This window comes from Lysobacter sp. 1R34A (genome assembly GCF_051217035.1).
GTDB lineage: Bacteria > Pseudomonadota > Gammaproteobacteria > Xanthomonadales > Xanthomonadaceae > Lysobacter.
The window spans coordinates 1-12,369 of record NZ_JBPKJP010000047.1 but is presented as its reverse complement, the minus strand read 5'-3'; the positions used below and the strand labels follow the sequence as shown (position 1 = coordinate 12,369).

The following is a 12,369-nucleotide window of genomic DNA, read 5'->3' as shown; positions in this document are numbered from 1 at the left end:
AAGATCAAGATCAAGATCAGGACCAAGATCAAATCCAAAGCTTCCGCCACTGAAGCGGCGGGTTACTTTCTTTTGTCTAAAGCAACAAAAGAAAGATAACCAAAGAAAAGTGCTTTATTTTGAATCACAAGCCCGCACGATCGATGCATACGCGGTGATTTTTCATACGGGACATCCCTGTCCCGATGAAAAACGGCGCGCATCCCTGCGCGCCGCCCTCCGGGTCTTCTTTGGCCTTCGCGAGTGCGTGGCGACGCACAGCAACAGCCAAACAACAAAACCGGAGGGCGGCGACGCCATCCCCTGTAGGAGCGGCGTGAGCCGCGACCACGGAACGCGCAGAACCAACGAGGCCGACGCCGCCCATCGAAGCGGCGCGCTTTCGCCGGGGTAGGAGCGGCGCAAGCCGCGACCGCGAATCTGCGGCCGCCGGCGCGGGTGCGGGGTTGCGTGGTCGCGGCTCACGCCGCTCCTACAGTGGTCGGTACGCGGCGCCGTTGCCGTTGCCGTTGCCGTTGCCGTTGCCGTTGCCGAGATTTTGATCTGCTTTGCTGCTTCACCGCTTTGCCGGTCAAATGAAGACCCGGAGGGCGGCCCGCAGGGATGCGGGCCGTGCGCAAGCAGGCCATGGATGGCCTGTCTGGAGCATGCCTGCGTCGGCAGCGATCGCGCGGGCTTGTGCCCTTGCAAGGAGAAGCACTTTTCTTTGGTGACTTTCTTTTGTTGCTTTGGACAAGAAAGTTACCCGCACCCTTTAGGGGGCGGAAGCTCTGCGCTTGCTGTGGCTTCACCGCCTCATGCCCGGTGACGTCGCAACCGAGACAGCGCGGTCGCGACTTGCGTCGCTCCTACCCTGGCGATAACACGCCGCTTCGGCGAATGATGATGGCCTTGGTACCTGCGCGCGTCCCTTGGTCGCGGCTCACGCCGCTCCTACAGGAGGCGCTACGGGCATGCGGCTTCGATGAGCAGTGTCGGCGTTGCCGCTTCTATCCGTCCCGTGGTCGCGGCTTACGCCGCTCCTATAGGGGGTACCACCCGACGCGCGCCGAAACCGCCATGGCGCGGTCGCGGCCGCCTCTCGGCCTCATCGACTGCTTTTTTGCTTAGAGACCGTACGAAAGCTTTGACATCGCCGCCCCTTACGGATAATTTGCGCCGGCCAGTGTGACTTGAGTCACATATATGGTGAGAGCCAGCGCCCGATCGACCGGCGCCGGCCGTCGGCGATGATCTACAGGGGATCGTATGCGAAGTCAGCAAAACACCGTGCCGCGCCAGCGGCTCGGCGAGCACGCTCATGCCATCGTTTTCGCTGCCGGCCAGGATGGCGCGAGGTTCTTGCCGATCCTGCGCCCGGGCACCGCCCTTCGCACACTGGCCTGGTGGTCGGCCGTGCTGGTCGCCGTGAGCGGCCTGCCGGTGTCGGCCTCGGAACAGAACGGCGCCGTCGACACCGCCTTGAACCGCGTCAGCTATGCATCGGCGCTGACGGTGACGGCGGTGACCAACGGCGGCACTCCGGGCACCACTTCGACCAGCATCGGCGCGAACGCGTTCGACGGTAATCCGGCGGGCGCCTACGACCCGCGCATCAACCTGACTTCCAACACCTTCAATTTCCTGACGCCCTCGCCCTCGAACTCGGCGGTCACCGTCGCCAGCGGCGGCCAGGAAGCAGCCGGCACCCTGACCTTCAATTTCAGCCGGCCGGTAGTGAACCCGCGCTTCCACTTCGCCCGCCTCGGCGGCACCGGCGGCAGCGCCGGCAACAGCACGACCTTCCTGACCGCGACCGGCGGCGCGACCTGGACGGTGATCGGCGGCGCCCTATCGACGGCCCTCGGCAACACGCGCTTGCGCGCCTCCTCGACGACTCCTTCGGTGACCTGTACCGACCCGGCCTCGACTTCGGGTTGCGGCACCGCGCAGCTCAACGGCACCTTCACCTCGGCCGCCTTCAACATCGGCCTCGGCAACCCGACCACGGTCGCCGGCACCATCACGGCCGACGGTTATGGGGTAACCATCACCGTCGACGAAGACTTCAGCGACGCGCCGGTGAGTTACGGCATGGCCGGCCACGTCAATTCGGGCCTGACCCTGGGCGCCAGCCTCAGCATCGATCCGACCGCGCCGTTGACGATTCCGAATGGCACCGCCTACATCACCACCCCGCCGGCGACCAGCCCGCGCGCCAGCAACACCGCCACCGGCGATACCGATGACGCGCTGGGCAGCTTGTCGCCGGTCGGCGTCGGCAGCTACAGCCTGTCGGTGCCGGTGGCCGGGTTCCAGTCGGTCCCCGGCGCGACGCCGCAGTTGTGCGGCTGGATCGACTTCAACCGCAACGGCACGTTCGAGTCCCCCGGCGAGCGCGCCTGCGCCACGGTGAGCGGCAACGGCAACGTGGTCTTGAACTGGACGATCCCGACCGGCGCGACCTATGTCGCCGGCGAGAGCTATGCGCGCCTGCGCCTGGGCTACACCGCCGCGCAGGTGCAGAGTGCGACCGGCCTGGCCGACAGCGGCGAGGTCGAGGACTATCCGGTCACCCTGTTGCCGCGCGTGCGCCTGACCAAGGCCTTGGTGCCGACCTCCGCCCCGGGCTTGTTCAACCTGTCGGTGGCTCCGGCCTCGGCGACCGCGGTGCAGACCAACAGCGGCACCGTCGCCAACGTCGGCCACGGCGGCACCACCGATTGGGTGCCGGTGCCGTTCGGCACCCTGATCACCGTCAGCGAGACCGCCGGCACCGGCACCAGCCTGAGCAACTACAGCTCGAGCATCGCCTGTACCGACCGCTCCGGCGGCGCCATCACGCTCGGCGCGGCGGGCACCACCCGCACCTTCTCCAGCCTGGTCAGCGCTCCGGTGGGCCCGCCGACCACGCCGAACACCGCCGACGCCAACCTCAGCGAAATCAGCTGCGTCGCGACCAATGCGCGGCTGCCCACCGTGCAGGTGGTCAAGGTCACCCAGAACGGCGTCGGCACCTTCTCGTTCGGCGGCAGCAACGGCATCGCCAACCACGACATCACCACCGTCACCGCCGGCACCGGCGTGGCCGGCCCGGTGCAGTTGCTGACCGCTGCGAGCACCGCGACCGCGGTGACCGAAGCGCCGCTGCCGGCCGGCTATTTGCTGGGCGGCATTTCCTGCAGCGGGCTCGGCGCCGGCGGAACTGCCAGCGTCGACCTGCCGAACCGCAGCGTGAGCCTCGATGCGGCCGCGACGGCATCGGGCAGCGCCATCGTCTGCACCTTCACCAACGTCGCCCAAGTCGCCGACCTGGTCATCACCAAGACCAATACGCCCTTGGCCGGCGATAGCGACCAAGCCAACGACACCCTGGTGCGCGGCGCGACCACCCAATACAGCCTGCGCGTCACCAACAACGGACCGGTATCGGTGACCGGCGCGGTGGTGCGCGACACGCCCGGCGCCGGCCTGAATTGCCCGGCCGGCAATGTCGTCAGCTGCAGCAGCGTGCCGGCCGGCGCCTGCCCGGGCGCACCGAACCCGATCCTGATGAGCGACCTGAGCGCGGGCGTGGCCCTGGGCACGCTCTCGGTCGGAACCGTCGCGACTCTGAGCTTTTCCTGCACCGTGCTGTGAGGCCGCGGCGGACGCAGGTCCGCCGCCGTCCGTCAAAAGCGCCGATCGCGCGCCGCGCGATCGGCTGCGCGTTGTTCACTAGCGCGCCGCCCCGGAAAGAGCGCATCGGTCCTGATCGCTCCCGGCTCGCTGCCGGCGATCCTCGCCACGCTGCGCGGGGAAGCCGGGGTTACTCGGCGACCGGCGATCCTCCGGTACCCCTGCCGGGAATACCCGGCTATCGAACCGGGTCGGCCCGAAGCGGCCGCGCCGCTCAAACCTCCAAAGTCATCCCCGGCCTGGCCAGTTGCACCTGGATCCCGAAGCGCTCGCCGATCTCGCCGGCCAGCGCTTCGCGCGCCTTGTCTTCGCCGTGGACCAGGGCCAGCTGCGGGCGGCCGCCGATCTGTCCGTACCACTCGATCAAGCCCTTCTGGTCGGTATGCGCCGACAGCCCGCCGATGGTGTGGCGCTGGGCGTTGGCGCGGACGTCCTTGCCGTGGATGCGCACCCACTGCGCGCCGTCGACCAGGCGCCGGCCGATCGTGCCCTCGGCCTGGTAGCCGACGAACACCACGTGGGTCTGCGGCTTGCCGAGATTGTGCTTGAAGTGATGCAGGATGCGGCCGGCGTTGGCCATGCCGGACCCGGCGATGACGATGGCGCCGCGCTCGATGCGGTTGATCGCCATCGAGTCCTCGGCGCTCGCGGTCAGGCGCAGGTTCGGCAGCTGGAACGGGTTCGGGGCGGCCTTCCACACCTGCACGGCGTCTTCGTCGAACAGGTCGGCGTGGCGGTCGTAGACCGCGACCACCTTGGCCGCCATCGGGCTGTCGAGGAAGATCTGCCAGCGCGACAGGTTCCACTCGTCCCAGTACTTGGCGAACCAGTACAGCAGCTCCTGGCTGCGGCCGACCGCGAACGCCGGGATCAGGACATTGCCGCCGTCGTTCCAGGCCCGCTCGAGGATGCGGCCGAGTTCGAGGATGGTTTCGGCGCGGTCCTTGTGCAGGCGGTCGCCGTAGGTCGATTCCATCAGCACCAGGTCGGCCTGCGCGATCGGCGCGGGGTCGCGCAGGATCGGCGTGCCCTTCGGCCCGATGTCGCCGGAGAAGACCAGGGTCCTGCCCTCGGCGCGCAATTCGACCGCGGACGAGCCGAGGATGTGGCCGGCCTCGCGGAACTCGATCTCGACGCCCGGCAGGATGCTGCGGGGGCTGTCGTAGGGCATCGGCTCGACCCGCTGCATGGTCGCCTCGACGTCTTCGCGCGTGTACAGCGGCACGGCTTCGGGCTGGCCTTGCGCGCGCCGGCGGTTGCCGCGCTCGGTTTCGCTCTCGGCGATCGACGCCGAGTCCAGCAGCATGATGCGCATCAATTCGGCGGTCGCGGCCTGGGCATAGATCGGCCCGCGAAAACCGCGCCGCAGCAGCAAGGGCACGCGGCCGATGTGGTCGATGTGGGCGTGGCTGATCACCAGCGCGTCCAGCGCAGCGGCATCGAACGCGAAGGGATCGAAGTTGCGCCGTTCGGCTTCGGGACTGCCCTGGATCATGCCGCAGTCGAGCAGGATGCGATGGCCGCCGGCCTCGACTTCGTGCAGGGAACCAGTGACTTCGCCGGCCGCGCCGTGGAAATGGACTCGCATGCAATGAACTCCGCCGGTCTGGATCGATAAGGCCGCACGCTAGCATGCGACCCGGCCCGGCTACGCGATGCGCCCGGGCCGGATCGCGGCGCGGCGGCGCGGACCGGCCGGCATCGCGTCCGGCGCGGATCGCGCGAACCGCTGGACTCGGCGCTGCGGCCGCACAAACCGGGCAAAACTGAACGGATTCGCGCTACCCCACATGACCTTCGACACCCTTCCCGGCCCGGGAACGGGACTATCGTCCGCCCGTGATCCGGGAAAGACCGAGCCGAGCGGCTCCGAAATCCGCCACACTCCCGATTCGTATCTCGCCAACGCCTCTCCGGCTGGAGCCCGCTGTGACCTTCAAAAAACCGCAAGTCCTGCTGTTGTCCCTCGCCATCGCCACGGTCGTGGCCGCCTGCGCCAAGCAGGAAACCCCTGCCCCGACCACGCAGCCCCCGGTCGACAAGCCCGCCGAAACCAGCGCGTTGAAGCTCGACGAGAGCAAGCTGCCGCCGGTCAACCGTTTCGTCGTCGCCGACCTGGACACCACCAAGGACGCCTGCACAGACTTCGGCGGATACGTCAACGGCAAGTGGCTCGCCGCAAACGCCATCCCGGGCGACCGCACCTCGTGGGGCGCGTTCGAGATGCTCGACGAGCGCTCCACCGCGGTGCAGCGCCAGATCGCCGAACAGGCCGCGGCCGACAGCAAGGCCACCGGCGTGGAGAAGATCGTCGGCGACCTGTGGTCGACCGGCATGGACGCGGCCAAGATCAACGCCCAGGGCCTGGAGCCGCTGAAGGCCGACCTGGCCAAGATCGACGCGCTCGACAGCGCCGAGAAGATCGCCGAGTACCTGCGCGCGTCCGCCGCCACCGGCGACAACCCGCTGTTCGGCTTCGGCGCCGAAGCCGACTTCAAGGATTCGGCCAACAACATCGCCTACGCCTCGCAGGGCGGCCTGGGCCTGCCGGATACGCCGTACTACTCCGACGCCAAGCACAAGGACAAGCTCGCCGCGTACGAGGCCCACATCGCCAAGGTGCTCGAACTCGGCGGCACCCCGGCGGCCGACGCCGCCAAGCAGGCCAAGGACGTGGTCGCGTTCGAGACCCGCCTGGCCAAGGTCTCGAAGTCGCGCGAACAGCTCTCGCGCGACGTCTCGCTGTACTACAACCCGGTCAGCCCGGCCGACGCCGACAAGCTGACGCCGAACTTCTCCTGGACCAAGTTCTTCGAGTCGCAGGGCGTGGCCCTGCCGAAGATGTTCTCGCTCGCGGTGCCGGCCTTCCACCAGGAAGTCAGCAAGATGATCGGCGAAGTCCCGGCCGACCAGTGGAAGGCCTACCTGCGCTTCCACGCCATCGACAGCGCCTCGCCCTACCTGTCGGACGCCTTCGTCGAAGAGAACTTCAACTTCTACAGCAAGACCCTGCGCGGCCAGAAGGAACTCAAGGAGCGCGGCAAGCGCGTCCTCGACACCATCGAAGGCCAGGCCGGCGAAGCGCTGGGCCAGTTGTACGTCAAGGTCGCCTTCACTCCCGAATCCAAGGAGCGCATGCAGATCCTGGTCAAGAACCTCAGCGAAGCGCTCAAGGTCCGCATCGAGAACCTGGCCTGGATGAGCGCCGACACCAAGAAGAAGGCGATCGAGAAGTGGGCCAGCTTCACGCCCAAGATCGGCTACCCGGACAAGTGGCGCGACTGGAGCGGCCTGTCGACCAGCCGCGACAGCTACTACGCCAACGTCAAGGCGGCCAACGAGTTCAATTACAAGTGGAACCTCAGCAAGATCGGTAAGCCGGTCGACAAGACCGAATGGGGCATGCCGCCGCAGATGGTCAACGCCTACTACAACCCGCTGCAGAACGAGATCGTGTTCCCGGCCGCGATCCTGCAGCCGCCGTTCTTCGATCCCAAGGCCGACGACGCCACCAACTACGGCGGCATCGGCGCAGTGATCGGCCACGAGATGACCCACGGCTACGACGACCAGGGTTCGCGCTTCGGGCCGACCGGCAACATGGAAGTGTGGTGGGCGCCGAGCGACACCAAGGCCTTCTCGGGCCTGACCGACAAGCTGATCGAGCAGTTCAACGCTTATGAAGCCGCACCGGGCCAACACGTCAACGGCAAGCACACCCTCGGCGAGAACATCGCCGACCTCGGCGGCCTGGCCACCGCCTACGACGCGATGAAGAAGGCCGCCGGCGACACCCCGGACCCGAAGACCGACGGTTTCACCCGCGATCAGCGCTTCTTCCTCAACTGGGCGACGGTGTGGCGCCGCAATTTCACCGCCGAGGAAATGAAGGTGCGTCTGCAGACCGACGAGCACGCCCTGGCCAACTTCCGCGCGATCGGCGCGCCGTCGAACCTGCCGGCCTTCGCCGCCGCGTTCTCGTGCAAGCCGGGCCAGCCGATGGTCCGCGAGGGCGACAAGCAGGTGGTGATCTGGTGAGGACCGCGGCGCGAGCCTAGTCCCGCGCCAACGCGAATCGCCTGACGAAGGCCCGGGAATCCCCGGGCCTTCGTTTTTTGTTCTTGTTGTTTTGCCGCTACGCGAGGCGTTTCGTCTACGCCGGCAGGCCATCGCCGCGGCGTATCCGCGGGCGATCGCTCAGGCGTCGCTCCAGCTCAGATATTCGCCGTTCTTCCCCAAGCGCCCGCTCGCGGCGACCGAAGGCAGTGCGGAGCCGAGAGAGGGCCGGGGTAAGCGAGCGATGCTTGCGAGCCACCGGCTCGCGCGTTCGCGAACGCCAGGCGCTGGGGCCGGGGCACGGGTGGGTGAGAGCGGGCGTCCCCTCTCCCGGCCTGCGGCCGGTATCGCCCCTGGGCGGCCCTGCCTCGGCCCGTCCCCCAACCGCCAAACCCGTTCATCGCCGTCACCGGGGCTGTTGTTAAACTCCCGCATCCCCAGGATGGAATACGCGATGTCGACCCTACGCCCGCTTGCCTGCGCCCTCGCCCTCAGCCTGATTGCCGGCCTGGCCTCGCCGACCGCCGATGCCGCCAAGAAAAAAGCCGCCGCCAAGCCCAAGGCGCCCGCCGCCGCATCGGCCTGCAGCGACTTCTACGCCAGCGCCAACGCCGACTGGTTGCGCAGCAACCCCTTGTCCGGCGCCGGCTCGGTGTCCGCGCTCGAAACCCTCGCCGCCAACGCGCGCAAGCAACAGCTGGAACTGCTCAACAGCGCGATGACCGCGCCGCAGGGCAACGTGCAGAAGCTGCTCGGCGACTTCTGGGCCAGCGGCCTGGACGAGGCCGCGGTCGAGCGCGACGGCTCGCAACCGATCGCCCCGCTGCTGGGCCGCATCAACGCGATCAAGAAGGCCAAGGAGATCCCGGCCTCGATCGCCGCGCTGCACCAGGTCGGCATCCCGGTCGCCTTCAACTTCGGCGCCGACATCGACCTGCAGGACCTGGAGCGCCACATCGGCTACTTCAGCCAGGGCGGCCTCGGCCTGCCCGACCCGGCCTATTACACCCGCAGCGACGCCGATACCCGCCAGCTGCTCGGCCACTACAACAACTACGTACAGAAGATCCTGACCCTGACCGGCACCTCCAAGGACAAGCTGGCGGCCGAGTCGCTGTTCGTGATCGACCTTGAGACCCGCATCGCCCGCGCCTCCAAGTCGCTGCCGGACCTGCGCGACCCGCGCGCGAACTATGCCCCGGTCGCGGTCGCGACCCTGGCCAAGCAGTACAAGAACCTGCAGCTGGGCGCCTTCCTCAAGGCCCAGGGCGTCACCGACGACAGCGTCTCGCTGGCCAACCCCCAGCTGTTCGCCGAACTGGACAAGCTGCTCGGCAGCCTCAAGCCCGAGCAGTGGAAGACCTACCTGCGCTGGCGCGTCGGCGATTCGATGGCGCCGTACCTGGCCAAGCCGTTCCGCGACGCCGAGTTCGAGTTCCGCGGCCGCGTGCTGCGCGGCCAGGCCGCGCCGGCGCCCCGCCAGCAGGCGGTGCTCGATGCGATCACCCTCGCCGCCGGCCCGATGGTCGGCCACGAATACGCCGCGCGTTATCTGCCGGCCGCTACCGATGCGCGCGCCGAACAGATCGCCGCCCAGTTGCGCGACGCGGTGGGCAAGGCGATCGATGCCGACACCCGCTTCAGCGAGGCGGTCAAGCAAGAGGCCCGCGCCAAGCTCGGCAAGCTCAAGATCGAAGTCGGCACGCCCAAGCGCGATCTCGACTACACCGTGCAGCCGATGGGCCGCGGCAGCTTCGGCAGCAACATGCTGATCGCCTCGACCTGGCGCCACCGCGAGGAAATGAAGCGGATCGGCCGCGGCAACGCCGACCGCCGCTGGGACGTGCTGCCGCAGGAGCCGTCGCTGGCCTACGACATCGCCCAGAACCGCCTGATCGTGACCGCGGCGATGTTGCAACCGCCGGTACTCGACCTGAGCAAGCCCGAGGCCGCGCAATACGGCTCCTACGGCGCCCTGGTCGGCGCCGAACTGACCCACGGCTTCGACAGCCGCGGCCGCTACGTCAACGCCAAGCAGGAAGTGCGGGACTGGTGGACCCCGGCCGAAGTCTCGGCCTGGGATTCGCTCGCCGGCCGCGTCGCCGCGCAGTACAGCGCCGAGTCCTATCCGGGCCTGAGCGGGGTCAAGGTCAACGGCAACCAGGTCCGCGAAGTCGCCGTCGCCGACCAGGCCGGTGTCGAACTGGCGTGGTCGGCCTACCGCGCCGCCGCGCCCTCGGCGACCAAGGACGCCAACCAGGCCTTCTTCCGCGCCTGGGCCGGGCTGTGGGCCCAGCAACTGAGCCCGGAAGTCGCCGCGCAGCGCTCGGCCGCCGGCATCCACGCCCCGGGCCAGTGGCGCACCAACGTGCCGCTGTCGAACCTGGCCGCCTTCGGCGAGACCTTCGGCTGCAAGGCCGGCACCGCGATGCAGCGCAAGCCCGACCAGCAGATCAAGGTGTTTCCCTGATCTGCCCGGGTTGAACTCGGGTCGATCGGAGCGAGCGATCGCAACGAGGCATCAGCATCTGCAGTGAAGAAAAGCCCGGCGCAAGCCGGGCTTTTCGTTGCGGGCCGTCGCAGGGCTCACAACAAGGACAGCGCCTGCGCCTGCGTGCGTTGCGTGTCGATGTCCAACACCCGGCCCTGGTCGTCGTACAGCAGCAGGCGGCCGTCCTGCTCCCGCACCGACACCGCCGCGCCGTAGGGCCAATCGATCGCCGCGAGCGAGGCGGCGTCGTTGAAGCGAACCAGGTGGAAGCGCATCGCCTCCTCGCCGTACAGGCCGACCAGAAAACCGTTGGCGAGCGACTTGATGCTGCAGTCGCGCAGCTTGCCCAGCCCGTGCGCCGGCAAGCGGACGCTGCGCCGGTAGCTCGCCCACGAATACGCCAGCGCGATGCCGTCCTCGTCGGCCGAAACGTCCAGCAATTGCGCGCCGGTGATCGGGTGCAGTCGCAGGCGTTGTTCGAGGCTCTCGGGCACCGCATCGCGCGAGCGCAACGCGCGCCGCGGCAACCGGTAATGCCAACAACTCGCGCCGCGCGCGTCCTGGATCAGGAACAACTCGTCGGCGGCGAAATACTCGGCCGCGATCACCCGGGTGTTCGGCTCGCTGACGCTCCACAACACGTCCAGCGACGGCCGCGCCGCGTCGACCACCAGCAGGCGGTCGTTCGACACCAGCGACCAGGCGATGCCGTCGTAGCGATCGGCGGCGAACTGGATCGGCATCACCCCCAGGTCGGCGATCTCGTGATGGGCCAGGTCGAGGCGGGCGATGCGCGACACCGCCTCGCGCGGCGCGATCGCCAGCGCGACCTGCAGGCTGTCGGCGATCGCCAGCTTGTAGGCCGGCACCGCGTAACGGCGGATGCTGCGGCCGTGACGGTCGATCACCGCGACGCCGGCCTCGCCGAGCGCGGCGAGATAGCGGCCCTCTCCGATCGCGGCGACGTCGTGCGCGTGGTGGAGCCCGGCCGCAGGCGCCTGCCAGCGCTGCTCGTCCCGGCTCTCCCAGAACTTGCGTCCGGCCATCGCCGGCACGTCCCACGCGGGCAGATCGGCGCGCAACCAGGGGTCGCCGGACAACTTCAGCAACCGCTCCAGTTGCGGGCGGTCGAGCGCGTTCGCGCAGGCGGCCCGGTCGGCCGCGAGCGCCGGCAACACCCGGGTGGCCAACAGGCGCACCGCCGTGCCCTTGTCCCTGCGCTTGTCCTGGCCGGCGAGCAAGGCCTCCGCCAGGGCCGCGCGCGGCAATGGCGGCGAGGCCGGGTCGGCCAAGGTCGCGATGCGTTCGGCGTAGTGTTCTATGGTGTCGGGCAGCAGGCTGGCGCGTTGCACCAGCGCGCGCGCCGACAACTCGTCGCCGGCCGCTTCGGCCGCGAGCAGCCAGCGCCCGGCCTGTTCGCGCAGTGCCGGCTCGGGCCAGACCGCATCGACCGCAGCCAGCCACTGCCCCCGCTCGACCAGGGCTTGGCCCCATTCGCGGCGCAGCCTGCCGGCATGCTCGGGATGGTCTTTTTCCAGCATCGCGATCGCCGCGGCGAAGGCGTTGTCGCGGCGCGCGACCAGGACCGCGCGCTCGCTGTCGCCGGCCAGCATCAGCAGGCGGATGATGGTTTCAGCCGGCATGTCCCAGCCCAGCGCGAGTTCGGCGGCCTGCGCGTGGCGCTGGTGGCGGACCAGATAATCCAGCGCTTCCTGGCGCGCGTTGAGCAGTTCGGCGAGCACGAACACCGCCTCGTCGACCCAGTCCTGGCGGTCGAGTTTGTCGAAGGCCTGGCGATAGAGTTTGCGCAGGTGCTCGCGCTCGCAGTCGCCCAGACCGATGTCCGCGGCGGCCTGGCGTTCCCCGCCGAGGCTGAGGTCGCCGCGCCGGCCCGGCGTGCCGAAGGCCTGGCCCAGCGAGTCGCCGCGGCCGTCGATCGGCAAGGCATTGCGCAGCGCCTCGCCGAGATCGCCTTTTTCGAACTGCGCCATCATCCGGCGCAGATAGGCGCCCTGGCGCATGCCGATCAGTTTCGAGGCGCGGCTCGCCATCGCGAAACGCACCAGCGCCTGCCGCCATGCCTGTGGCGCGCGCGGCGCCGTGCGCGCGCGCAACGCGCCGGCACCGCCGTTACGCATCTGCGCGCCGTTGCGCGCCGGCGCCGG

The 12,369-nt window shown here is 68.8% G+C and carries 5 protein-coding genes; 3 read left to right on the top strand and 2 right to left on the bottom strand.

Annotation, left to right across the window (positions count from 1 at the left end; translation table 11 throughout):
- Nucleotides 1–1,248: 1,248 nt before the first annotated feature.
- Entirely contained in the window at nt 1,249–3,618 is a 2,370-nt protein-coding gene (locus ACSAMQ_RS12160; RefSeq protein ID WP_435395889.1) for a prealbumin-like fold domain-containing protein, read from the top strand.
- 253 nt (nt 3,619–3,871) lie between these two features.
- Here ACSAMQ_RS12160 and ACSAMQ_RS12155 read toward each other — a convergent pair whose 3' ends face one another.
- Entirely contained in the window at nt 3,872–5,245 is a 1,374-nt protein-coding gene (locus ACSAMQ_RS12155; RefSeq protein WP_435395888.1) for an MBL fold metallo-hydrolase RNA specificity domain-containing protein, read from the bottom strand.
- 341 nt (nt 5,246–5,586) lie between these two features.
- On the opposite strand from ACSAMQ_RS12155, the gene ACSAMQ_RS12150 reads away from it, so the two are divergent.
- Both ACSAMQ_RS12150 and ACSAMQ_RS12145 read left to right on the top strand, forming a co-directional pair.
- On the top strand, nt 5,587–7,695 hold the full coding sequence (locus ACSAMQ_RS12150; protein ID WP_435395887.1) for a M13 family metallopeptidase: 2,109 nt from the start codon (nt 5,587–5,589) through the stop codon (nt 7,693–7,695).
- 472 nt (nt 7,696–8,167) lie between these two features.
- A complete protein-coding gene (locus tag ACSAMQ_RS12145; RefSeq protein WP_435395886.1) occupies nt 8,168–10,183 on the top strand; it encodes a M13 family metallopeptidase in 2,016 nt (671 codons plus the stop codon).
- Between the two features lie 116 nt (nt 10,184–10,299).
- On the opposite strand, the gene ACSAMQ_RS12140 is transcribed toward ACSAMQ_RS12145, so the two are convergent.
- A partial coding sequence (locus ACSAMQ_RS12140) for a bpX6 domain-containing protein (RefSeq protein WP_435395885.1) occupies nt 10,300–12,369 on the bottom strand: 2,070 nt, incomplete at its 5' end.

What these genes read in the sequence shown, in the direction of transcription:
- ACSAMQ_RS12160 (WP_435395889.1), top strand. Translation starts at nt 1,249, where the DNA reads ATGCGAAGTCAGCAAAACACCGTGCCGCGCCAGCGGCTCGGCGAGCAC.
- ACSAMQ_RS12155 (WP_435395888.1), bottom strand. Translation starts at nt 5,245, where the DNA reads ATGCGAGTCCATTTCCACGGCGCGGCCGGCGAAGTCACTGGTTCCCTG.
- ACSAMQ_RS12145 (WP_435395886.1), top strand. Translation starts at nt 8,168, where the DNA reads ATGTCGACCCTACGCCCGCTTGCCTGCGCCCTCGCCCTCAGCCTGATT.